At 67.6% G+C, this 23,009-nt stretch carries 21 protein-coding genes, 1 tRNA gene and 2 pseudogenes; 16 read left to right on the plus strand and 8 right to left on the minus strand.

Features of this window, described 5'->3' with window-relative positions; genetic code table 11:
* Nucleotides 1-23 precede the first annotated feature (23 nt).
* Together hemC and BN1186_RS11225 are read left to right on the plus strand one after the other, a co-directional pair.
* Nucleotides 24-1,718: a hydroxymethylbilane synthase gene (gene hemC, locus BN1186_RS11220; protein ID WP_082031354.1), complete on the plus strand. Its 1,695-nt coding sequence runs from the start codon at nucleotides 24-26 to the stop codon at nucleotides 1,716-1,718.
* Between the two features lie 72 nt (nucleotides 1,719-1,790).
* Nucleotides 1,791-1,863, plus strand: a tRNA-Ala gene (locus BN1186_RS11225).
* A 67-nt stretch (nucleotides 1,864-1,930) separates the two neighbouring features.
* On the opposite strand, the gene BN1186_RS11230 is transcribed toward BN1186_RS11225, so the two are convergent.
* Nucleotides 1,931-2,245 (minus strand): trypco2 family protein, encoded by a 315-nt coding sequence (locus BN1186_RS11230; RefSeq protein WP_040284180.1) that lies wholly within the window; start codon nucleotides 2,243-2,245, stop codon nucleotides 1,931-1,933.
* A 255-nt stretch (nucleotides 2,246-2,500) separates the two neighbouring features.
* On the opposite strand from BN1186_RS11230, the gene BN1186_RS11235 reads away from it, so the two are divergent.
* From BN1186_RS11235 to BN1186_RS15595, 3 genes and pseudogenes are all read left to right on the plus strand, one after another.
* Nucleotides 2,501-3,811 (plus strand): ISL3 family transposase, encoded by a 1,311-nt coding sequence (locus tag BN1186_RS11235; RefSeq protein ID WP_040284181.1) that lies wholly within the window; start codon nucleotides 2,501-2,503, stop codon nucleotides 3,809-3,811.
* 682 nt (nucleotides 3,812-4,493) lie between these two features.
* Nucleotides 4,494-4,670, plus strand: a pseudogene (locus BN1186_RS11245) (transposase); the annotation flags it as partial.
* The gene (locus tag BN1186_RS15595; RefSeq protein ID WP_180349071.1) at nucleotides 4,613-4,840 is read left to right on the plus strand and encodes a hypothetical protein; all 228 of its coding nucleotides are present in this window, start codon (nucleotides 4,613-4,615) and stop codon (nucleotides 4,838-4,840) included. The pseudogene BN1186_RS11245 and the gene BN1186_RS15595, both read left to right, overlap by 58 nt.
* A 78-nt stretch (nucleotides 4,841-4,918) precedes the next feature.
* Here the strand turns inward: BN1186_RS15595 and BN1186_RS11255 are convergent, their stop codons facing one another.
* The 3 genes from BN1186_RS11255 to BN1186_RS11265 are packed head-to-tail and all read right to left on the minus strand — an operon-like array spanning nucleotide 4,919 to nucleotide 7,420.
* Nucleotides 4,919-5,824, minus strand: a complete 906-nt coding sequence (locus tag BN1186_RS11255) for an SDR family oxidoreductase (protein ID WP_040284183.1) — start codon at nucleotides 5,822-5,824, stop codon at nucleotides 4,919-4,921.
* A 52-nt stretch (nucleotides 5,825-5,876) separates the two neighbouring features.
* On the minus strand, nucleotides 5,877-6,167 hold the full coding sequence (locus tag BN1186_RS11260) for a hypothetical protein (protein ID WP_040284184.1): 291 nt from the start codon (nucleotides 6,165-6,167) through the stop codon (nucleotides 5,877-5,879).
* Nucleotides 6,164-7,420, minus strand: a complete 1,257-nt coding sequence (locus tag BN1186_RS11265) for an inorganic phosphate transporter (protein ID WP_180349072.1) — start codon at nucleotides 7,418-7,420, stop codon at nucleotides 6,164-6,166. Before BN1186_RS11265 ends, BN1186_RS11260 begins: the two co-directional genes overlap by 4 nt.
* 159 nt (nucleotides 7,421-7,579) lie before the next feature.
* Between BN1186_RS11265 and BN1186_RS11270 the strand changes: the two genes are divergently transcribed.
* From BN1186_RS11270 to BN1186_RS11285, 4 genes are all read left to right on the plus strand, one after another.
* Entirely contained in the window at nucleotides 7,580-8,275 is a 696-nt protein-coding gene (locus tag BN1186_RS11270; RefSeq protein ID WP_074437057.1) for a M48 family metallopeptidase, read from the plus strand.
* Nucleotides 8,272-9,135: a hypothetical protein gene (locus BN1186_RS11275; RefSeq protein WP_040284185.1), complete on the plus strand. Its 864-nt coding sequence runs from the start codon at nucleotides 8,272-8,274 to the stop codon at nucleotides 9,133-9,135. The genes BN1186_RS11270 and BN1186_RS11275 overlap by 4 nt, the downstream gene beginning before the upstream one ends.
* A gap of 89 nt (nucleotides 9,136-9,224) precedes the next feature.
* Nucleotides 9,225-10,505, plus strand: a complete 1,281-nt coding sequence (locus tag BN1186_RS11280; protein ID WP_246043303.1) for a L,D-transpeptidase family protein — start codon at nucleotides 9,225-9,227, stop codon at nucleotides 10,503-10,505.
* Between the two features lie 48 nt (nucleotides 10,506-10,553).
* Nucleotides 10,554-11,486, plus strand: a complete 933-nt coding sequence (locus BN1186_RS11285; RefSeq protein WP_139651068.1) for a DMT family protein — start codon at nucleotides 10,554-10,556, stop codon at nucleotides 11,484-11,486.
* Here the strand turns inward: BN1186_RS11285 and BN1186_RS11290 are convergent.
* Together BN1186_RS11290 and BN1186_RS11295 are read right to left on the minus strand one after the other, a co-directional pair.
* Nucleotides 11,483-12,124, minus strand: coding sequence for a hypothetical protein (locus tag BN1186_RS11290; RefSeq protein ID WP_040284187.1), 642 nt, complete (start codon nucleotides 12,122-12,124; stop codon nucleotides 11,483-11,485). The two genes, BN1186_RS11285 and BN1186_RS11290, sit on opposite strands and share 4 nt — an antisense overlap.
* Nucleotides 12,125-12,163: 39 nt before the next feature.
* On the minus strand, nucleotides 12,164-13,069 hold the full coding sequence (locus BN1186_RS11295; RefSeq protein ID WP_040284188.1) for a DUF4192 domain-containing protein: 906 nt from the start codon (nucleotides 13,067-13,069) through the stop codon (nucleotides 12,164-12,166).
* A 79-nt stretch (nucleotides 13,070-13,148) separates the two neighbouring features.
* On the opposite strand from BN1186_RS11295, the gene BN1186_RS11300 reads away from it, so the two are divergent.
* The 6 genes and pseudogenes from BN1186_RS11300 to BN1186_RS16535 form a co-directional block, all read left to right on the plus strand.
* Entirely contained in the window at nucleotides 13,149-14,075 is a 927-nt protein-coding gene (locus BN1186_RS11300) for a carbohydrate kinase family protein (protein WP_040284189.1), read from the plus strand.
* A gap of 63 nt (nucleotides 14,076-14,138) precedes the next feature.
* On the plus strand, nucleotides 14,139-16,607 hold the full coding sequence (leuS, locus tag BN1186_RS11305) for a leucine--tRNA ligase (RefSeq protein WP_040284190.1): 2,469 nt from the start codon (nucleotides 14,139-14,141) through the stop codon (nucleotides 16,605-16,607).
* Between the two features lie 65 nt (nucleotides 16,608-16,672).
* Nucleotides 16,673-17,512 (plus strand): helix-hairpin-helix domain-containing protein, encoded by an 840-nt coding sequence (locus BN1186_RS11310; RefSeq protein WP_218975470.1) that lies wholly within the window; start codon nucleotides 16,673-16,675, stop codon nucleotides 17,510-17,512.
* The gene (locus BN1186_RS16110; protein ID WP_052460092.1) at nucleotides 17,509-18,066 is read left to right on the plus strand and encodes a hypothetical protein; all 558 of its coding nucleotides are present in this window, start codon (nucleotides 17,509-17,511) and stop codon (nucleotides 18,064-18,066) included. Before BN1186_RS11310 ends, BN1186_RS16110 begins: the two co-directional genes overlap by 4 nt.
* A gap of 118 nt (nucleotides 18,067-18,184) precedes the next feature.
* Nucleotides 18,185-19,909, plus strand: a complete 1,725-nt coding sequence (locus tag BN1186_RS11315; RefSeq protein ID WP_281278479.1) for a ComEC/Rec2 family competence protein — start codon at nucleotides 18,185-18,187, stop codon at nucleotides 19,907-19,909.
* A gap of 407 nt (nucleotides 19,910-20,316) precedes the next feature.
* Nucleotides 20,317-20,517, plus strand: a pseudogene (locus BN1186_RS16535) (DUF2804 family protein); the annotation flags it as partial.
* 23 nt (nucleotides 20,518-20,540) lie between these two features.
* On the opposite strand, the gene BN1186_RS11330 reads toward BN1186_RS16535, so the two are convergent.
* A complete protein-coding gene (locus BN1186_RS11330) occupies nucleotides 20,541-21,536 on the minus strand; it encodes a Gfo/Idh/MocA family protein (protein ID WP_040284802.1) in 996 nt (331 codons plus the stop codon).
* 73 nt (nucleotides 21,537-21,609) lie between these two features.
* On the opposite strand from BN1186_RS11330, the gene holA reads away from it, so the two are divergent.
* Entirely contained in the window at nucleotides 21,610-22,578 is a 969-nt protein-coding gene (holA, locus tag BN1186_RS11335; protein ID WP_040284192.1) for a DNA polymerase III subunit delta, read from the plus strand.
* Nucleotides 22,579-22,659: 81 nt separating this feature from the next.
* Here holA and rpsT read toward each other — a convergent pair whose 3' ends face one another.
* Nucleotides 22,660-22,920 carry a 30S ribosomal protein S20 gene (gene rpsT, locus BN1186_RS11340; protein WP_040284193.1) on the minus strand — a complete coding sequence of 87 codons (261 nt, stop codon included), beginning with the start codon at nucleotides 22,918-22,920 and terminating at the stop codon, nucleotides 22,660-22,662.
* Between the last annotated feature and the right edge of the window lie 89 nt (nucleotides 22,921-23,009).

Here is a 23,009-nt window from a genome sequence, read left to right on the forward strand (position 1 = left end):
CATAATCTTCGGAAGGATCTTTTGTGAAGCTTCGGTTGGGTACGCGTGGTTCGGCACTGGCGCTGGCACGCTCCGAGATGATCGCCGAGCTCCTGCAGGGGCTGGGGCACGAGGTCGCCATCGTGCGGGTGGCGACCGAGAGCGTCGACACCATCCACATGGCCGATGGCTACTCCGAGGGCGTCTTCGCCGCTGAGCTGCGCGATGCGCTGCGGGGTGGGGACTGCGACGTGGTGATGCACTCGGTCAAGGACATCCCGCTGACCGATCAGCCGGAGGACCTGGTCTCCGCGGCGGTGCTCAAGCGCGGCGACCACCGCGACGCGCTGCTGACCATCAGCGGCGTGCCGCTGGCCGCGCTGCCGCGCCGTTCCCGCGTGGGCGTCACGTCGCTGCGTCGGCTTGCACAGCTGCGCGCACTGCGCCCCGACCTGACCTTCGTCGATGTCGGCGGCACGTTGCAGGACCGCCTGCGCCGGCTTGAACCCGGAGACCTCGACGCCGTCGTCGTCTCGGCCGCCGGCGTGCAGTCCCTCAAGCTGGAGGACCGCGTCGCCGAGTACCTGCCCATCCTCACCGCACCGGGCCAGGGCGCGCTGGCTCTCGAGTGCCGTAGGGACGATGAGGAGACCCTCACGGCGATCAAGGAACTCGACGACGTCGAGACCCGCATCTGCGTCGACGCGGAGCGCGCGGTGCTCACGGGCCTCGACACCAACTACCTCGCTCCTGTCGGTGCGCTCGCCTCGCGTCGCGGCATCCTTGGCCTGAAGGCGGGTGTGTTCTCGATCGACGGTACCAAGCGCACCGTTCTCGAGATCGGACTGCCCACCTCCGAGTACCACGCCAAGCGCACCGGCCACAACGTCGCCGAGGCGCTGAAGGCCCGCAAGGCGGACCGGTTCATCACGGACGAGGCGTTGCAGAGCGTGAAGATGACGGCGGACCACGCCGATGACTCCACCTTCATCGAGAGCCCCGACGACGACGACCGCATCCGGGTGCTGCTGCCGCGCCAGGAGGGGCGACTGAGCCAGTCGCTGCGTGAGAACGAACTGCGGGTGGACTGCGTGCAGCTGCAGGAGGCACATCTGCTCTCGGCCGACAACATCATCGGCGACGCCGACTGGGTGGTCATCCCCTCCGGCATGACCGTGTGGGCCGTGCGCGAACGCGGCTGGGACATCCCGCAGTCGGCCAGGATCGCGACGATGGGCTCCACCACCCAGCGCACCGTGGAGGACGCGGGGCGCAAGGTCGACATCGGGCCCGAGGGCACCGCCAGCTCGCAGAAGCTCGTCGAGGCGTTCCCGCCCGCCCAGGGCGAGCAGCGCGTCGTCATCCTGTGCGCCGATCAGCTGTCCACCAAGCTGGAGGAGGGGCTGCGTCGGAAGGGTTACACCGTCGACCGCAGCGAGATCTACACCATGGCCGATGTCGAGGAGATCGACGGGGCGCTGCGCAGCCGCTGGGACGACGGCGCCTGGGACGCGGTCCTGCTGAGCCAGCCGTCGCTGGCCCACGTCTACGCCAAAACGCTGGGGCACCGCGACGACGTGCGCGTCCTGGCCTGGGACGAGGACACCGCCGCCGCGGTGCGCGAGCAGGGCGTCGAGGTGTTCGCGGTGGCGAAGTCGAAGGACACCTACGGCGTGGCGGACCTTGCGAGGCAGTTGGAACGGGCCCGCGAGGAGGACCAGTTCGAGGCGAACTCCTGATTTGTAGTTCTCCTCGGAGGTGCGCTAAAGTTCTTCGAGTCGCCGCAGGGCGGCAGCCGCGAAAGTGGCACTGGGGCTATGGCGCAGTTGGTAGCGCGCTTCCATGGCATGGAAGAGGCCAGGGGTTCGAATCCCCTTAGCTCCACAAATGAACCGGCGTTTGGCTAGGCCAGACGCCGGTTTCGCGTTCTGCGGGGTACGTTTGGGGTACGTTACGCGCCAACGCCGTACCCTCCGCCCTCCGGTCCGTTGAGGTCAATCTTTAGGCGCATGGTGCGTTCGCTGCTACGAGAGCCTTCGCCGTTGACAACCCACACCTGTACTCCGCCCTGCGCGGACTTGGTCACGGAGAGGGTCAGCTCAACCTCGGCGCGGTCAAAGAACAGCACCGGCTCGAACTCCGGGCCACCGGGATCGTAACTCCGCCGCTGGCCCACTTGGTAGTTGGCTAGGCGCAGCTCCTCGCCAAGGGCTTGCAGGACTTCGGAGAGGCCAGCAACAGCGTCATGTGGCTTGTGGTTCGTCATGCCCCATCGTCTCACTACCGGAAGGGGTGGCGGCACGCTTGCTGGAATGTAGCGATGGCCGCGTCCAAACCTGGGTCGAGCGCGAGTTCATCCGGTCCGAAGGTGACGGCTAAGGCATCAACTTGTGCGCTCACCACTTTGACGGCTCTTCCCAATTGAGGGTGTAGTCGGTGTGTCGGCGTGGCGGGTGGTGGAAAGGGTCGCGGCCTCTCGATGATGGAAGTTCTCTAAGCTGCCCATCCGAAAGACCTCGACGTGTCCAACGCTACCTTCACGGCTCCTGATCTGACGAGTTTTTGCCGGTTGGACGAGCTCGGTCTCGTGGTGACCGGGCAACAGGTCACCTCACAGCGGGCGGTGCTGGAGTGCCGGGCGGTCGAGCCGGATGACTGGTGCCGCAGGTGTGGCTGTCAGGGGGCACCGCGTGACACGGTGACCCGCGAGTTGGCTCATGAACCCTTCGGGTGGCGCCCCACCACACTGCTGGTGCGGCTACGCAGGTATCGCTGTGCAGGGTGTGGGCATGTGTGGCGACAGAACATGGATACAGCGGCTGAGCCGAGGGCCCGCCTGTCACGGCGTGCGGTGCGGTGGGCGCTGGAAGCTGTGGTGTGTCAACACCTGACCGTGGCCCGGGTCGCTGAAGGGTTAGCGGTGGCCTGGGACACCGCTAACGACGCGATCCTGGCCGAAGGTCAACGTGTGCTCATTGATGATGCCTCGCGTTTCGATGGTGTCGAGGTCCTGGGCGTGGATGAGCACGTCTGGCGCCATACCCGCCGAGGGGATCGGTACGTCACCGTGATCATCGACCTGACACCGGTCAAGAACGGCACTGGCCCGGCGCGGCTACTCGACATGGTCGAAGGCCGCTCGAAGAAGGTATTCAAAGCATGGCTGGCTGCCCGCCCCCGCGCGTGGCGTGACCGTGTCGAGACCGTGGCGATGGACGGGTTCACCGGTTTCAAAACCGCTGCCGCGGAAGAAGTGCCCCAGGCTGCCGCGGTGATGGACCCGTTCCATGTGGTGAAGCTGGCCAGTCTCGCGTTGGACAAGTGCCGTCAACGGGTCCAGCAAGCCACCCTGGGCCACAGGGGCCGGCGAGGCGACCCGCTGTATCAAGCCCGCCGTACCCTGCTGACCGGGGCCGGGCTCCTCACCGACCGGCAGACCGGCCGTCTCGATGCCTTGTTCGCCGATGACCGGCATCGAGATGTCCACCACGTCTGGGACGCCTACCAGCGGCTCGTCAGCGCCTACCGGCATCCAGACAGGGCCACCGGTCAACGGTTCCTGGTCCGGCTCATCAACGATCTGACCACCAACACCACCAGCCTGCCTGTCGAGGCCCGCAAACTCGGCCGGACCCTGAAACGCCGTGCCGAGGACATCCTCGGCTACTTCGACCGGCCAGGCACCTCCAATGGCTTCACCGAGGCCCTCAACGGACGCCTCGAACACCTCCGAGGATCCGCGTTGGGTTTCCGGAACCTGACCCACTACATCGCCCGCTGCCTCCTCGAAACAGGCGGATTCAGACCACGCCTACACCCTCAAATCGGATGAGCCACTTTGACCAAGGCGGTGGCGGAAGCGCCTAGGCGTTTTCTGGCTCTTCGGACTTGAGCGTGGGGTGAGCGTGGATCCGATGGCGGGCGTGTCTGCGGGGTGAAGGGGGTCGAGGCCCTCAAGAATCGGGGTTACCACACCGCCTGATCTTCAAGGACCTCGACGATGCCCGATCCTACTTCCTGCTGCCGTGCCGCGGGCGGCTACTGCCAGCGCTGTGATCTTTTGGTGGGGTTGCCGGGGCTGCATGTGGTCGGTGTCGCCCGCGACGAGGCGGGGACTGCTGAGGATGTGGTTGACCCCAAGACCGCATGATCCCTGGAAGGGGGTTGTGCCGGAAGGATGGCAATCATGCCGAAGATCACCTACACCGACGAGTTCAAGTGTGACGCGGTCGCGCTGGTCGCCTCTGGCATGCCGCNGCGGGGTGAAGGGGGTCGAGGCCCTCAAGAATCGGGGTTACCACACCGCCTGATCTTCAAGGACCTCGACGATGCCCGATCCTACTTCCTGCTGCCGTGCCGCGGGCGGCTACTGCCAGCGCTGTGATCTTTTGGTGGGGTTGCCGGGGCTGCATGTGGTCGGTGTCGCCCGCGACGAGGCGGGGACTGCTGAGGATGTGGTTGACCCCAAGACCGCATGATCCCTGGAAGGGGGTTGTGCCGGAAGGATGGCAATCATGCCGAAGATCACCTACACCGACGAGTTCAAGTGTGACGCGGTCGCGCTGGTCGCCTCTGGCATGCCGCACAAGCAGGTCGTCAAAGACATGGGGATGGCCAAGACCACCCTGCAGGCGTGGGTCCGCGACGCTCGTTTTCTGTCCCACGGGATGACTCCGACCGCCGATCCGGAGTAGCGCAAGGACATGCCCCAGGCGTTGCGGACGTCATCGTCTTCTCGCAGGCGGGGGCACTGCCGGAGGCCGGCCTCGAGGAGCTCATCGAGGCCGTCGAGGAACTCGACATGGCAGAGGTGCACGCAGAGATCGCCAAGCAGCAGGCCGGTGCCGCCGAGGCACAGTGAGGCGCTGATCCACTTTCAACGAGGAGCCGCCGGGTTGAGATTCCTCAACCCGGCGGTTTCGTGTGTGGTCTCAGGGCATCAGAAGACGGGGCGGCCGCCCGTCACGCCGATGACCGTCGCGGAGACGTAGGAAGCCTCCTGGGGGCTCGCCAGGAACACGAACGCGCCGGCCAACTCCGACGGCTGGCCCGGGCGGCCCAGAGGAGTGTCGACGCCGAACTCGGGCATGTCGTCGGCGTCCTTCGTGGCGGGCTGCAGCGGCGTCCAGATGGGGCCGGGGGCCACACAGTTGACACGGATGCCCTTCGGGCCCAGCTCGGCGGCCAGGTTGACCGTGTAGTTGTTGATCGCGGCCTTGGTGGCCGCGTAATCGATGAGGTCCACCGAGGGGTCGTAGGCCTGGATCGAACTGTTGTTGATGATGGAGTCGCCCTTGCCCAGGTACTTCAGCGCCTGCTGTGACATCCAGAACATGGCGTACAGGTTCGTCTTGAAGGTGCGGTCCATCTCGTCGGTCTTCAGGTCGGCAAGGCCCCCGTCACGTCGGGCCCACTGGAAGCCGGCGTTGTTGACCAGAATGTTGAGCCCACCCAGTTGGTCGGCCGCGTCGTCGACGACCTTGCGCGCGATGGCTTCCTCGGTGATGTCGCCCGGCAGGAGGACGCACGTGCGGCCCGCCTCTTCCACCAGCTTCTTCACGTCCTCGGCGTCCGACTGCTCCTCGGGGAGGTAGCTCAGCGCGACGTCGGCACCCTCGCGTGCGAACGCGATGGCGACCGCTCGGCCGATGCCGGAGTCGCCGCCGGTGATGAGGGCCTTCAAGCCGGGGAGGCGGTCCCGCCCGATCCAGGTCTCTTCGCCGTGGTCCGGCACGGGTTCCATCTGGGTGGTCAGGCCCGGGGGTTCCTGGGTCTGCGCGGGGAACCCACCCTTGTCCGTGGTGAGTGCTTCGGCTGCCTTGTCAGTTGCATGCAGATCAGTCATGCCGCCAGTCTTCCGCGCCGTAGGCGGGGAACCAACCCCCTCAGGGGTAGAGCTACTTCGGGACGAAGGTGGGGTAGATCTTGGCGAAGCTCAGCTCGTAGCCCATGCCGTGCGAGACGATCACCCCGATGCCCAGCGCGATGGCGAGCAGCACCACGCCGAACGCGAAGCCCGCCACCACCTTGGCGAACGGATGGGGCGTATGGTCGTCGACGTTCTGGTGGGCGCCGTAGGAGAGGGCGCGGATACCGAACGAGAAGATCGCGGGCAGCCCGGCTCCCAGGATCAAACCGGCGAGGAGGACGTGCCAGGCACCTTCGAGGGCGAGCCAGAGGTTGTTCATGCCTTGCTCCTGATCCTGCTCTTGCGCTTGGGCTCGACGATGGGCTGGTCAGGCAGCTGGCGCTCCGTGACCTCCTCCACCCAGTCGTCGTTGACGTTGCGATGGTCGATGCGGTTCTTCAGCGAGCGGAGGTACATCCAGGCCGAGGCCGCCAGCAGAATGAGGAAGATCACAATGGCTCCCAGGAGGCCGCCGATCGCGTTGCCGACGAACCAGACAGCCGCGCCGACGAGGCCGGCAGACGGCAGCGTGATGGCCCACGCCATCAGCATGCGGGCAGCCACGGACCAGTTCACCTTCGCGCCCCGCTTGCCGACGCCGGCGCCGAGGATGGAGCCTGTGGCGACGTGGGTGGTGGACAGCGCGAAGCCCATCTGGCTGGAGGCCAGGATGACTGCGGCCGACGACGACTCGGCCGCCATGCCCTGGGGGGAGGAGATCTCGACGAGGCCCTTGCCGAGCGTGCGGATGATGCGCCAGCCGCCGAGGTAGGTGCCCAGCGCGATGAACACCGCGCAGGCCAGCTTGACCCAGAACGGCACCGATTCGAGATCCGTGTGGATGCCGGTGGCGATCAGCGCCAGGGTGATCACGCCCATGGTCTTCTGCGCGTCGTTGGTGCCGTGCGCCAGCGAGACCAGCGAGGCCGAACCGATCTGGCCCCAACGGAAACCGCCTTCGCGGTACTTGTCCGCCACGCCCTGGGTGATCCGGTAGACCAGCCACGTGCCCACGGTGGCCACCGCGATGGCGATGAGGGGCGACATCAACCCGGGGAGTACCACCTTGCCGACCACGCCGTCGAGCTTGGTGCCGTCACCGGCCCACTTCACGCCGCTGGCACCGAGGCCGGCCATCGTGGCGCCGATCAGGCCCCCGAAGAGCGCGTGGGATGAGCTGGAGGGCAGGCCCAGCAGCCAGGTCAGCAGGTTCCAGACGACCGCCCCCACGAGGCCGGCGAGGATGATCATCAGCAGCGCCATGCCGCCGTCGCCGATCAGCTCGGGGCGGGGCGCGCCGTTGGCGTCCTGGATGTTCACCACGGCGTTGGTGACGGTGAGTGCCACCTCCACGGACAGGAAGGCGCCGACAAGGTTCAGGATGGCGGACAACGTGACAGCGGTCTTGGGCTTGAGGGCCTTGGTTGCGATGGACGTGGCCATCGCGTTAGCGGTGTCATGGAATCCGTTGGTGAAGTCGAACGCCAGTGCGGTGACGACGACGAGCGCAAGCACGATCAGTTCGGGGGACACGCGCCATAGTGTGCTACGTCCCATGCCCGATCGCGTAATCGGGGCGAGTTAACTGCCGGATGCCCCTAATGACTTCGCGTCTCAGTGAAACAAAGATGAGCTTCCGATGTCCCGGTCAGCAGTGGAGGATTATCGGATGGGGCTTCTACGATGATCCCCATGGCGACGCAACGCAACCACACCTCCCTGCTCCAGGTGGGCAGCGTGCGTGCCGAGGTCACGTACAAACACATCAAGAACCTGCGGCTGCGTGTGGTGCCCCCGGACGGCGAGGTGAAGATCTCCGTGCCCTGGGGGGTGCCTGAGGAGACCGTGAGGGAGTTCGTGCGCAGCCATGAGGCGTGGCTGGCCCAGGCAAGGGAGCGGATCCGTCGGGCGTGCCCACCGAAGGAGGTGCTGGCCGACGGCGGCCGCACCCGCCTTTGGGGGCGGTGGCGCGAGGTCCGCGTCGAGGAGGGGGCCAGGGCCTGGGCCCGTCTGAAAGGGGACCAGATCGTGCTGTCCGGGCCGGATGAGGAGGCCCACAGACGCGGCCTGGAGAACCTCTACCGCAGGGAACTGGCTGATGCGGTGCCTGTGTTGTTCGCAGAGTGGGAGCCCCGGGTCGGGCACCGCCACCAGAAGCTGAGGCTGCGCCGCATGACCTCCCGATGGGGATCCTGCAACGTGCGAACCGCGTCCATCACACTCAACACTGCGTTGGCGGAGTATCCCCCAGAGGCGCTCGAGTACGTCGTCGTCCACGAGTTGATGCACCTCGTGGAGCGCAGCCACGGGCCGCGGTTCGTGGCGGGAATGGACCGGCTGTTGCCGGATTGGCGCGCGCGCAGGCAGGCACTGAGAGGCCAACCGTGAAGGTTCTGGCGGAGGAGCGGTGGCGGCGCCGCGCGGAGGAACACCGCGCTCGGGTAGGGGCCGAACTGGCTGATGTGGTGTGGCGGCGGGATCGCGGCCTGAAACATCCTGTCGACGATTTCCTGTTCCACTACTACAACCTGCGCCCCGGGCACCTGGCCCGGTGGCACCCGGGCGTCGGCGTGAGGCTGCAAGGGGCCGACGAATTCGTGGGCCGCCCCTTCTACTCGGCCGAAGCGTCCGCCGTGCAGTTCGATGCCGCTGCCTTCCTGGCGAAGCGCGGCGGGACGGTGGGCACCGCGCAGGAACTCCTGTCGGCCACCGCGAGCCGCCCGCCGCGCTTCGGGTGCTTCGGCATGCACGAATGGGCCATGGTCTACCGGCTGCAGCCGGGGGAGACCCGGCACCCCTACCTGAAGCTACGCTTCCCGCAGGAGGAGGTGGCCCGCATCGTGGAGCAGGTGGGTTGCCGGTGCTCGCACTTCGACGCCTTCCGGTTCTTCACCGAGCCGGCCAAGCCACTCAACACCCTCCAGCCCAGCCGGGAGACACAACCGGAGCTTGATCAGCCCGGCTGCCTGCACGTCAACATGGATCTCTACCGCTGGGCAGGGAAACTGTCGCCCGCCGTCGGCTCGGAGTTGCTGCTTGAGACCTTCGTGCTGGCGCGTGAGATCCGGGTGGTGGACATGCAGGCCTCCGCCTATGACCTGAGGGAATGGGGATATGAGCCCATCAAGGTTGAGACCGCAGAGGGGCGCAGCGAGTACGCCGCACGGCAACGGGCCTTCGCTGAGCGGGCAGCAGCGCTGAGGCATCGGCTGCTGGAGGTCATCGAGGCACTCGTCACTGCGCGCTGACAGCCGCTCCGCGTGTCCCACCCGGAGGCGTGGTGAGAACTTCTATTCTGCTGGTGACCGAACCGTCCTTCCCCCTTTTGAGGTTCACCGTGATTTCTGCGCCAACGATCAGACGCGCCGCCGTGGCGGCAGTCGCCGCCCTCAGCCTGCTCGCTACGTCCTGCGCGCCCGAGGCCTACGTACCTGATGTCGCGCGGCCTGCCGCCAATCCCGGCGCCGACGCGGACACGGCGCTGGACGCCGCCCGTCCCTTGGAGAGGCCAGCAACTCCGTTGGTGCGCCCCACGCCGGAAGCCACCCCCGCACCCATGCCCACGCGATCAGCAACGTCAACTCCCGCTCCTGAGCCGATGACGAGCCCCACGCCGGCTGCTGAACCCACCGAGCCCGCGCCCGAGCCGACACAGCAGGAGGTGGGCGCTGAGGTGCAGCCGGCAGCGTCGGAGGTGCCGGAGGCCGAGGCGACGGCGCCGCCCATCCTGCAGCAGGGCGACGACTCCGATCAGGTCCGCGAACTCCAGCACCGGCTCATGCAGCTCAACTGGTTCTCCGGGCGGATCACCGGCACCTACGCAGACCAGACCCGGCTCGCCGTCGAGGGCTTCCAGGTCAAGCGCGGGCTACCGGGCACCGGGGCAGTAGATCAGGCCACCTGGGACCGGCTGCTCGAGATGACGCGCACGCCCACGCACGATGAGATGCACAACGTCCTCAAGCCCGGCCCGGCGCTCTTCGCCTCGGGCAGCACCGGTGACGCCGTCAAGGATCTGCAAGCTCGTCTCAAGCAGCTCAAGTGGTACTCCGAACTGATCGATGGGGAGTTCGGCCCCCAGACGGTGGCCGCGGTGGAAGGGTTCCAGGCCAAGCGCGAGATCCCCGTCACCGGAGAGGTGGATCAGCGCACGCTCGACAGACTGACCTCCATGTCACGCAAGCCCACCACGGACGAACTCAACAACGTGGTCGCCGCGGCCGCGCCCAAGGAGGAGGCCCTCACGCTGGACGACCGGTGCCTCCAGGGCCGGGTGGTGTGCATCTCCAAGAAGCAGCGCAAGCTCGCCTGGGTCATCGACGGAAAGGTGCACATGACCATGGACGTGCGCTTCGGGTCAGAGCTCACCCCCACCAGGGAGGGCACGTTCTCCGTCGGCTGGAAGTCGCGCAACCACGTCAGCAAGCTCTACGGCTCGCCCATGCCCTACGCCCTGTTCTTCAGCGGTGGGCAGGCGGTGCACTACTCGGCGGATTTCGCCGCACGCGGCTACAACGGCTCTTCGCATGGCTGCGTCAACGTGCGCGACAAGGAAGCGGTCGCCGCGCTGTTCGACGCGGTGCGTGAGGGTGACAAGGTGGTCGTGTACGTCGGATAGTCTGTGAACGGATCCGTCTGCGATCCGGATCCGACCGAAGGGATGCTCATGGAGCCCACCACCCTGCTTGCCATCGCTATGCAGGTGTTCAGTTCATTCCTGTTCGCCAGCGGCGCGATCATGCAGAGCCTCGGCGTCAAGAGCCAGTTCGACCCCAACGCCGTAGCATCCTCCAACAGGCTCACCATCAAGGGGCTCCTCAAGCTGTTCACGGTGCCCAAGTGGGTCATCGGCCTGGCCCTCGTCTTCACCGGGGCCGCCATCCACCTCGCAGCGCTGACCTTCGCTCCTGTCTCGGTCGTGCAGCCGGTGGGCATTCTCGCGGTCCCGTGGTCGGTGTTGTTGGCCTCCAAGATCCACAAGCACGCGATCAGCGCCAAGTTGTGGCGGGCGGTGGCCATCACCGTGCTTGGCGTGGTGGGTTTCACCGTGTTCTCATCGCTGTTCGCCACGGGGGAGAAGTACGTGAGCTTCTCTGCGATGGTGTGGTCCTTCATCGCGGTGTGCGTGATCTGTGCGGTGCTGTCGTTCTTCGCCACCCGCACCGTGGCGTGGGCGCGTGCCATCCTCTGGTCCTCGGTGGGTGCGATCTTCTACGGGTTGGCCTCGGGCTTCATGAAGGCCTCGATGAACCTCATCCAGAAGCACGATCACAGCTTCGGCAGTTGGCAGTTCATCGTCACCGTCGCGATGATGCTGCTGTGTTACGCGTTGGGTGCGTGGATGATCCAGCAGGGCTACGCCTCAGGGCCGGCGGAGATCACCGTCGGGACCATGACGACGGTTGATCCCTTCGTGGCGGTGGTGTTCGGCCTGGTGGTGTTGGGCGAAGGTATGGGCATGGGCATCGGCCCCATGATCGGCATGATCGTCACCGGAGCGCTCGCCGTCTACGGCGTGGCCATGTTGTCGAAGGACCATCCGGACGCCATCGAGGAGCGGCGCCGCGCCGAGGCGGCCATCGCCAACGCGGACGTCTAAGACCCCTTCACCGGGAGTGCGTTGAGCGCCACCCGCCCCGACGGGGTGGTCAGCACGATCGTGGAATCCGCGTTGGGCATCACGAATGTCACGTCGCCCTCGTAGGGCTCGTCAGGGCGGGCGCTGAACGAGCGCATGTCCACCGGGTCGTAGCTTTTGCGGGTCTCGTTGGTGAAGGCGAACAGGGAGAACGCGTAGTCGCCCTGCTCCACCTCGACGCGGATGCGCAGGTTGAGCTGATCCCCGTTCCACGTGTAGTTCACGATCTCGAAGATGCCGTCCCCGTTGCCCTCGAAGGGGATGTAGTTGCCCGTGCGTTCAGCGGTGGGTTCCGCCGTGGCTGCAACGCTGGGGGTGGTGGTGGGTTCCGGGTCAGACCCGTCGAAGAACTGCATGCCGATCACGACGGCGGCCACGACTGCAACGACCCCGAGGACGGCCAACAGCGGGCCCTTGCCGCGCTTGGGGGGCGCCAGTTGTTCGTAGGACGGTGGCGGGGGAGCCTGCTGGCCGAAGGGCACCCGGGGGTCGCGCCCCTGGGCGTCGTGGAACTGCTGGGGCTGCCACGCTGGATCCTGCTTCGCCCACGGCGAGTTGGGGTCGTTGCCCTGCGGCGGGGGCCACTGCGAGTTGCTCATGATGCTTCATAGCGTACTTGGCGCCGGGGGCCGCCCGCCCTATTCCTCGTCCCAGCGCTCCGGTGGGATCGCGCCCTGGTGCACGCGAGCGAGCACCAACCCGACAGGATGATCGGGTTCCATGCGGGCCACCTGCTCGAGGCAGGCGGTGGTCTGGGCTCCGTGCCCGGCGAGCCAGCAGGCGATGCCGAGCAGCGCCACCACCGTCGGCTCAGCGAAGGGCGGTGCCGTGCCCCTGGCTGCCACGAGGTTGGCCCAGATGCCCTGGGCGTTGGCCCTGCTCAGCCTGGTCAGCAGCGCCGCGCAGCGGTCCTCGTCCGCGAGGAGACATGCGAGGGTGAGCGCGTCGTCCGGCCCCACCGGCGGGTCCGACTCGGCCAGGCTGGCCAGCAGTTCCATCGCTGCCGCCGGTGTCATCCCTGCGATGTGGCTGGTGGCGTCCTCCACCGCCTGCACTGGTGGCTCAGCCCAGGTGGTCACCGGCGCGACGGCCGCGTCACGAGATTCGTGGATGTTGATGCCTTCATACACCGCCCGGGCGGCCACCGAGCTGGACTCGAAGTCGAACTCCAGGGGGCCTTCCCCGTCAGTGAGCGACCAGTAGTGGGAACCGTCGGTCACCAACGCCTCGAGCACGTTGTCTGCGCCGAAGACGTCACACAGCTCGGTGACCGATGCCCAGACGAGGTCAGGATTCTCGGAGTAGCCCAGCACGATGGCGCGCAGGTCTCCGCCCATCTGCCCGGCGGCGCCGTGCATCTGCTCTGCCACCTGGTCGAAGTGGGTGTGGAACCAGTGCACGTCGAGCCGGGCGGAGAAGGCCACGATGTTGCCTCTCATGCCCAGCACCACGACTGATTCAGTGGGATGGAACTCGAACATGAAGGACGGAAGGGCCAGAAGGTCGGTGCGGGTGGTGCCACGGAGTACAGGGATCGTCGTCATACCAGCACTCTGGCCGGTCGGGCTGGCTGATCACCACGAGTTCGCGTCGCTGTGGATAAGTTTTCGGTAGATTGCAGGCATGCGTTTCGTGGTGTGCGGAGAGGCCCTCATCGATCTGATGCCGGAGGAGCAGGTCTCGCCTGCCGAGAGCCGGTGGATCGCACGCTCCGGGGGAGGCCCATTCAACACGGCCACCGCCTTGGCCCGGCTGGGGGAGGACACCCATTTCCTCGGGCGCCTCAGCAGCGACGCCTTCGGCCGCCAACTGCGCAGCCACCTCGAGGCCGCCGACGTGCGCCTCGATCTGGCGGTGCCCACCGACGAGGCCACCTCGGTGGCCGTGGTCTCGCTCGATGCGGAGGGCCGTGCCAGCTACTTCTTCCACTTCGACCAGACGTCCAACTTCAACTGGCAGCGCGGCGAGTTTCCCCAGCTCGAAGCCGACGACTGGCTGCACTTCGGATCCATCGGCTCCGTCATCGGGCCGGGCGCCAAGCATGTGCTGGACTTCGTGCGCGGCACGGAGGCGGCGATCAGCTTCGACATCAACGTGCGCCCCTCCACGCTGCCCAACCGCTCAGAGTACTTCGCACTGGTCTCCGATCTCATGACGGCCGTGGGCAGTAACCACGGCGTCGTCAAAGCCAGCGATGAGGACATCGCCTGGCTGGTCGACGACCACACCGATCCGCTGGCCTACGCCGAAGCCTGGGCCGAGGAGTTCGGCCTGTCGCTGTTCATCGTCACCCTCGGCCCAGACGGGGCCGCCGCGGTCAGGCAGGACGGCCGCGTGATCCGCGTGCCGGGCCGCTCCGTGGGCGTGGTCGACACCGTGGGTGCGGGTGACACCTTCATGGCCGGGTTCCTGTCCGCCTATGTGGACAATCCCGAGGATGTGGCGGGTGCCCTGGACAGGGGCACCGCGGCCGCGGCCATCGTGTGCACGCGGAAGGGCGCCCAGCCCCCGACCGCGGCTGAGGTGCAGGCGTTCGTCGCCGCCGGCTGAGGGATATAGTGAGTCTCCGCGCCGTCATGGCGTGATGTCCAGTTGTGCAATCAGGAGAGACTCGTGAGCCAAGAGGCTGTGCAGTACGACAAGGTGCAGGCCCAGGAGAAGTGGCAGGCCTTCTGGGAGGAGGACGAGACCTTCCGCCCGGCAGATGACGACAGCAGGGAGCGTCGCTACGTCCTCGACATGTTCCCGTACCCCTCCGGGGATCTCCACATGGGGCACGCGGAGGCCTATGCGATGGGCGATGTCGTCTCCCGCTACTGGCGCCTGCGCGGCTACAACGTGATGCATCCCATCGGCTGGGACTCGTTCGGGCTGCCCGCGGAGAACGCCGCCATCAAGGCCGATGCGCACCCCGCCACCTGGACCTACAACAACATCGAGACCCAGGTGCGCTCCTTCAAGCGCTACGGGCTGAGCCTCGACTGGTCCCGCCGCCTGCACACCTCTGATGAGGAGTACTACCGCTGGACGCAGTGGCTGTTCAACCGCTTCTACGAGCGCGGCCTGGCCTACCGCAAGGATTCCTTCGTCAACTGGTGCCCGCAGGACCAGACCGTGCTGGCCAACGAGCAGGTCGTCGACGGCAGGTGTGAGCGCTGCAAGTCTGAAGTCACCAAGCGCAAGCTCAACCAGTGGTACTTCAAGATCACCGATTATGCCCAGGAACTGCTCGACGACATGTCGATGCTGGAGGACGGCTGGCCGGATCACGTGCTGGCGATGCAGCGCAACTGGATCGGCCGCTCCGAGGGCGCGAACGTCGACTTCACGGTTGAGGGCCGGGACGAGCCCATCACCGTGTTCACCACCCGCCCCGACACCCTGTTCGGGGCGACGTTCATGGTGGTGGCGCCCGACGGGGAACTGGCCGCCGAACTGGTCACCGACGAGCAGCGCCCCGCTTTCGAGGCCTATGTGGAGCAGGTGAAGAAGACCACCGAGATCCAGCGGCAGTCCACCGAGAACGAGAAGACCGGTGTGTGGCTGGGCGTCTATGCCACCAACCCCGTCAACGGCGAGCAGGTCCCGATCTGGGCCGCCGATTACGTGTTGGCCGATTACGGCACCGGCGCGATCATGGCGGTGCCGGCGCACGACCAGCGCGACCTCGACTTCGCTCGGAAGTTCGGGCTGCCCGTGCGCACGGTGCTGGACGTGGACGGGACCAATCCCGAGGAGACCGGCATCGCCACCGTCGGTGACGGCGCCTACCTCAACTCCGGCATCCTCGACGGGCTCACCGACAAGGCCTCTGGCGTCGCGAAGATCACCGAACAACTCGCCGCGGAGGGTAAGGGCGAAGGCACCGTCCAGTTCCGTCTGCGGGACTGGCTGCTGTCGCGTCAGCGTTTCTGGGGCTGCCCCATTCCTGTGATCCACTGCGACAAGTGCGGCGAGGTCCCGGTGCCCGACGACCAGTTGCCGGTGCGCCTTCCGGACCTGCGAGGCTCTGCGCTCGCCCCGAAGGGCACCTCGCCGCTGGCGTCGGCCACCGATTGGGTCAACACCACCTGCCCCACCTGTGGCGGCGCTGCGCAGCGCGACACCGACACGATGGACACCTTCGTCGATTCCTCGTGGTACTTCTTCCGCTACTGCTCGCCCAACTACACCGAGGGGCCCTTCAACCCCGAGGACGTGGCCAAGTGGATGCCCGTGGCGCAGTACGTGGGAGGCGTGGAACACGCCATCCTCCACCTGCTCTACATGCGCTTCTTCTCCAAGGTGCTGCGCGACATGGGCCTGGTCTCGTTCGACGAGCCCATGCTGCGCCTGCTGAACCAGGGCCAGGTCATCAACGAGGGCAAGGCCATGAGCAAGTCGCTGGGCAACGGCGTGGATCTGGGCAAGCAGATCGACGAGTTCGGCGTCGACGCCGTGCGCCTGACGATGATCTTCGCCGGCCCGCCTGAGGACGACATCGACTGGGCCGAGGTCTCACCCGGCTCCAGCCTGAAGTTCCTGCAGCGCGCCTACCGTCTCGCGGCCGACGTGGCCTCGCAGCCCGGCGTGGACTTCGCGGGCGGGGATCCCGCCCTGCGCAAGGCGACGCACAAGGCCATCGCGGAGATCACCCAGCTGCTCGACGGCGGCCGCTTCAACGTGGCGGTTGCGCGCACGATGGAACTGGTCAACGCCACCCGCAAGACCATCGACGCCGGTGCCGGTGCCGAGGATCCCGCTGTCCGCGAGGCGGTGCAGTTCGTGGCCCAGGCGTTGAGCGTGGTCTCCCCGTACGTGGCTGAGGAGATGTGGGAGCTGCTGGGCCTGCCCCCGTCGATCGCCAACAGCTCGTGGCCGACGGCCGACGCCTCGCTCACCGTCGACGACACCGTCACGATGGTGGTCCAGATCCAAGGCAAGGTGCGCGGCAAGCTGGAGGTGCCCGCCGACATCACGGAAGAGGATGCCCTGGCGGCGGCGCTGACCGATGAGGCGGTGCAGCGGTCCCTCGCGGGCCGGGAGATCGTCAAGGTCATCGCACGTCTGCCCAAGATGCTGAGCCTGGTCCCCGGGAAGTAGCGCCACTTATCCACAGTGTCCCCAACTCGTGGTGATTCGGGCCGTCTTTTGGCCACCATGGGGGTATGCAGCACACCGACGCAGAGGAGTTGGCCAGGGCTCGGCTCGCCTATGTGAGCGCGGGCCGGCCGGCCCTGGGCGCTCCCCGACGTGCGCTGGTTGAGCCCGCCTCCCCGTTGGTTGAGCCCGGCTCGCCCCATACGTTGGTTGAGCCCGGCTCGCCCCGCGAGCCGGTGTCGAAACCCCCGCAGCTGACAACCGACGTTGATCCAGAGCATCTGAGCACCCTTCTTCCCCGGCCTCCGCTGACCGTCAAACACCTCATGGTGGTGGCCGTGCTGGTGCTCTGCGGCGTCGGCGTCGCGGTGGCTGCCCTCAGCCGCAGCGCGGCCACCGAGGTCCCCATCGCGCCGGTGACCGTCAGCCAGGCCCCGGCCCCGCCGTCCAGCCCGCCTCCGGTGGTGATGCTGCGCGTCCACGTGGCCGGCGCGGTCAGCGAACCGGGCGTGGTCACGCTGCCGGAGGGCACCATCGTGCAGGACGCCATTCTCGCGGCCGGAGGGCTGGCCGAAAGCGCTGACCCGGCCGGGCTGAACCTGGCGGCTCCCGTCTCGGATGGGATGCAGATCCTCATCGGCACCGTGGGTGACCCGCTGGGTGAGGTGGTGGGGGCGGCCCCGTCGTCGGCCAGCGGCGGAGACGGTGGGCAGGGCGGCTTGGTCAACCTGAACACCGCGGGGCAGGCGGAGTTGGAGTCGCTGCCGGGGGTCGGGCCGGTGATGGCCCAGTCAATCCTGGCCTGGCGGGAAGAGAGCGGCCCGTTCACCGCTGTGGAGGACCTGCAGGAGATCAGCGGCATCGGGCCCAAGACCTTTGAGAAGCTGCAGCCCCTCGTGACGGTATGAGCCATGACTGGCGCTTGGCACCGCTGGCGCTCGCCACTTGGTCAGCGGCCTGGCTGGGCACCTTGGGATGGCGGCCGGAGCGTGATGCGCTGATCGCGGTCTTCGTCGGGCTCGTGCTGCTGATCATCGTGGCGCTGCGTGGTTCACGCCTGTGGATCGCCACTGTCATCGGCGTGTTCACCGTCACGTTGCTCATGTCCGGGCTGCAGAGCTGGCAGCGGCACACCTCGCCGCTCGCGGAACTGGCGGCGGACGGGGCCGTGGCACTGGTCGGTGTGCGGCTCCTCGCCGAGCCGCAACCCGCCGAGCGGGTGACCGTGGCGCGGGTCGAGGTGGGCTGGGTGGAGGCCCGGGGGAAGCGGGTGGAGACGCGGGTCCCGGTGGTGGTGCTCGCCAGCGGGGGCCTGGGCGCGGAGCGAGTGCGTGGCGCGGGTCGAGGTGGGCTGGGTGGAGGCCCGGGGGAAGCGGGTGGAGACGCGGGTCCCGGTGGTGGTGCTCGCCAGCGGGGACCTGGGCGCGGAGCTACTGCAGCTGACGGCTGGGGCGAGCTATGAGCTGCGGGTCCGGCTCGGCGCAGCGGAGCCCCAGGAGAGCGAAGCTGCCGTGTTCAGCCTCCGCGAGATCCGGCACCAGGTGAAAGGCCCCAACGTGGTCGACCGCGCGGTCAACGCGATGCGGCAAGGCCTCCGGGACGCGGTGGCGCACTCTCCGCCCAGACAGGCGGCGTTGGTACCGTCGCTGGTGGTGGGGGACACCTCAGCCGTCGACGCCACGATGCGCGAGCAGTTCCAGGTCACAGCGCTGACCCATCTGATGGCGGTCAGCGGCGCCAACCTCACCCTGATGCTGGGCGTGGTGCTGGCTGCGGTCCGTGCCCTCGGGTTGCGGGGCTGGAGTGTGCGGATCGCCGCGGTGGGAGGCGTGGCGGCCTTCGTGCTGATCTGCGGGCAGGAACCCTCTGTCTACCGGGCCGCGGCCATGGGGTTGGTGTCCCTCGCCGCCGTCGGGGTGGGGGTGGGAAAGCGGAGCGTCCGTGCGCTGTGTGTCGCCATCCTCGCGTTGGTGTGGCTGGATCCGTGGATGGCCCGGTCCGTCGGCTTCGCGCTGTCCGCGTCGGCCTGCGCCGGCATCGTGCTGCTCGGCCCCCACTTCGTGGCCGCGCTCTCCCGATGGGCGCCCCGTTGGGCCGCCGAAGCGTTGGCCGTGCCGCTCTCGGCACAACTGGCTACCCAGCCGATCATCACGTGGCTGAGCGACCAGGTCTCCGTGGTGGGGGTGGTCACCAACGTGCTGGCCGGCCCGTTCGTGGGCCCGACCACAGTGTTGGGCTTCGTCGCGGCGCTGCTGTGCCTGGCGCCATGGCTGGCCGCCGGCCCGGGGTGGCTGGCCGGTTGGTGCGCCCAGCCCATCCTCTGGTTGGCGGAATGGGGCGCAGCGATGCCCACCGCCGCCTGGTCCTGGAGAGGTTCCATGTCCGGGGTGCTGCTGGTGGCGGTGGGGGGCGCCGCGCTGGCGGTGGTCCTCGTCCGGGCGCTGCAGTACCGCTGGGGCGGGGCCGGTTTCGTGGCGTTGTTCGTGGTGGCCTCCCTCGTCAGGCCGGTGCCGCTGGGGTGGCCGGGGGCGTGGCAGGCCACGTTCTGCGATGTGGGCCAGGGTGACGCCACCGTGCTCAATGCGGGCCGCGGCGCCGCCGTCGTCGTGGACACCGGCCCGGAGCCAGCCGCCACCATAGCCTGCCTGGAGTCGCTGCGGATCCGCGAGGTGCCGTTGCTGATCCTGACCCACTACCACGCGGATCACGTGGGCGGCGCCGAAGCGATCGTCGACAGGTACCGGCCCGCGCTCATCCTCGTCAGGGCCGGGGAGCCCCCACCCTGGCTGGTGGCCGCGGCGCAGGAGGTGGGCGCGGAGGTGCGCAGCACCATGCCCGGTGAGCACCTGGAGGTGGGGACTGCATCGTGGACGACGGCATCTGCCTGGGAGCCGCCGGGTGGCGTCGTGCCGGAGGCGGAGGGCGAAGGATCGGCAGAGAACGATGCCTCGGTGATCGGGGTGGCCTCTGCGGGCGGGCTCCGCGTGCTCCTGGCGGGAGATGCCGAACCGGTGGGGCAGGGCGTGGCGTTGCGAGCGGCAGACCGGCACGGCGTCAGTCTGACCGCGCACGTGTTGAAGCTGCCGCATCACGGCTCGTCCCGGCAGGAGCGACGCCTCTTCGCAGCCACGGAAGCGTCGCTGGCCGTGGCCAGCGCGGGGGAGGGCAACCAGTACGGTCACCCCAGTGCCAGCGCGCTGGAACTCGCCCGCTCCATGGGCATGGACATCGCGCGTACCGACACCCAGGGCGCCCTCGCCGTCGCCCTCACAGACGGGGCGCTGACCGTGCGCGCACACCGGTAGGGGATACTGGCATCAACGTCACGACGCTCGAAGAGGAGTCTCATGCTACTCGACAAGTTGTTGGCAGATTCTGCACGACGTGGAGGTGGCCCTCGGTGGGGATCGCGTCATCAGCTACTTCGGCATGCGGTCCTTCGGCATCGGGCGACGCCCATGGCCGCACCAGGTTGCTGCTCAGCGGGGAGCCCTATCTGCCACGCGGGCCTGCTCGATCAGGGGTACTGGCCCGAAGGCCTCTACACCGCGCCTTCCGACGAGGGCCCTCGCCTACGACGTCCAACTGGCCAAGGACCTGGGCTTCGGTGCTGCGCAAGCACATCAAGATCGAGCCGTTGCGCTGGTGCCACCACTGCGACGGCCGGCTGTCCAAGATCAGCGAGGAACTGGTCTGAACCTACGACACCGAGGACTGGATGGCGCCCTGGCGGGCCACCGGTGGGCGCGTGGAGCTGACGTTCATCCCGTTCCACCTCAAGCGCTCAGCCACCGATCTCAAGATCTTCTCGGCCAGCACCCACCAGTGCTTCGGGCACTGGAGCGGCCGCGTGCTCGACGACTCCGGCGAGTGGGTCCGGGTGGCGGACGTGACCGGGTGGGCAGAGGACGTGCACAACCGCTGGGGACGGGGGGCTCAGCGGGTGGTCGGCCGGGGCTCGAGGCCGGCGGCGCGGTACATCGCGTCGATGACCCGCATCCCCGCCACGGCGTCCTCCGGGCCGGTGATCACGGGTGTGCCGTTGCACACGGCGTCGACGAAGACGGCCAACTGCGCTGCGTAGCTGGTGGGCTCGGCGGGCACCTCCACGGTGGTGGTGCCCGTCTCCGTGGTGAGGGTGAGGCTGTTGCCCTCCTGCGGCTTGACGAAACCTTCCACCTGGAGCACGCCCTTCGTGCCGGTGATCACGGCGGACTGGCGCTCGGCGTCCTCCAACAGCGAGCTGGAGACGCGGCCGCTCACCCCTCCCGGGAAACTCAGTTCGGCGCTGAGCGCCTCGTCGAGCCGGGGGTCCTCGGAGGGACGGGCCTCCGAGGAGACGACCTCGGGTTCCTCTCCCACCACGCTGCGCACGAAGTGCAGGGCGTAACAGCCCAGGTCCATGGTGGAACCGCCCGCGAGCTCCTGGTTGTAGCGGATGTTGGTGCGATCTGGCAACGTGATGTCGAAGTCCGCCTCGATCTCGGTGATCTCGCCGACGGCACCGTCCGCGATGAGCTTGAGTACCTCGGCCATGAGGCGGTGGTAGCGGTAGTGGAAGGCCTCCATCACCACCCGGTCTGACTCCGCCGCGCGGCGGGCCACCTCCTCGGCCTCCTCTGCGTTCGAGGCGAACGGCTTCTCCACCAGCACATGCTTGCCGGCGTCGAGTGCGGCCATCGTCCACTTGCCGTGCTCCGAGTTGGGCAGCGGGATGTAGACGGCGTCGATCTCGGGATCAGCCAGCAGAGCCTCGTAGGAATCGTGCACCCGGCCGATGCCGTGCTCCTGAGCGAAGGACTCGGCCCTGGAGCGGCTGCGGGCGGCCACTGCGACGAGAGCGACGTCCGGGTTGCTCTGGGCCGGCGCGATCAGCGCGCTGGGGGTGATGCCCGCGGCGCCGAGGATGCCGAAGCGGATGGGCTGGTTCATGGGTGACTCCTTCTGCCTGCCGCCCATGTTAGCGGGCGAGAAAATGTCGCAGGTTCCTGGCAGGATCAGTGCCATGACCTCTTCTCCCTTCGGCACCTCCGTCCTGATCACGGGCCCGGAACAGCTGCTCGCGCAGCGCATCGTGGCCGAGACCAGGCAACGCGCCCTGGTGGCCCATCCGGAGGCGGAGGTCAATGAGATCAACGCCTCAGAGCTCGAAGACGCCATGCTGTCCGAGGTGATCGGCGGCTCGTTGTTCTCCAGCCACATCGTCGCCGTCATCGACGACGTGGGCTCGTGCCCGCCTGCGGTGGTGGACCAGTTGGTGGCCGCGGCCGCCAACCCGCCGGAGGACCTCTGCCTGATCCTGCTTCATCCGGGCGGGGTCAAGGGCAAGGGCCTCATCGACAAGCTGAAGAAGGCCAAGGTACGGGTGGAGACTGTGGCCGCCATGAAGCCTTGGGAGGTGCCCAGCTTCGTGCTGGCGGAGGCGAAACGCCAGAAGATCCGGATGCACCAGGACGCGGCAGACGAACTGGTCGCCGCCGTCGGCCATGATCTGAGGGCGCTCGCCTCCGCCATCAACCAGCTGGTCGCAGATTCCGGGGCCAACGAGATCGACGCGGCGCTGGTGCGCCGCTACTTCGCCGGGCGGGCGGAGGTCTCAGGCTTCGCGGTGGCGGATGCCGTGCTCGCCTGCAACCCCACCATCGCCATGGAACGCCTGCGTTGGGCTCTGGAGACGGGGGTGGCGCCGGTGTTGATCACCAGCGCGGTGGCCAGCTCCTTCCGGGGCCTCGCCAAGTACCTGGATGCCCAGAAGAGCCGGCTTCGTGGCGCGGATCTGGCCCGGCACATCGGCGTGCCGCCCTTCAAGATCAAGGATTACGCCAGGGCGTCGAACACCTGGCAGGTGGGCGGGGTGGCCGAAGCCATCCGGCTCATCGCCAAGGGAGACGCAGAGGTCAAGGGAGCGGCCACGGATGCCGCCTTCGCGCTGGAGCGGATGGTGCTCGGTGTGCTGCAACAGCGACGTCGGTGACGGAGGGGACGCAAAACAGCGCCTTGACGACCGAGGGCCAAGGCGCTGTTGCTTAGACGAGCAGCAGCTTGAGGTGCTGGATCAGATGCCAGCGACGGCGGTCGCGATCTTCGACTTGCGGTTCGCGGCCTGGTTCTTGTGGATAACGCCCTTGCTCACGGCCTTGTCGAGCGCGCGGTTGGCGACGACGAGCAGCTCAGCTGCCTTGTCGGCCTCACCATCGGCGACGGCGTTGCGGACGTTGCGGATGTGGGTGCGCAGCTGCGACTTGACCGCCTTGTTGCGGAGACGGGCGATCTCGTTGGTCTTGTTGCGCTTCATCTGGGACTTGATGTTTGCCACGGGGCAGGCCTCTTTACAAATCTAAAGGGTGGGTACTCGGTCACTCTGCGTTTGCACGCGACGCTCAAGCTTACCTGAGCGCCGCCATC

This window comes from Tessaracoccus massiliensis (genome assembly GCF_000826065.2).
GTDB lineage: Bacteria > Actinomycetota > Actinomycetes > Propionibacteriales > Propionibacteriaceae > Arachnia > Arachnia massiliensis_A.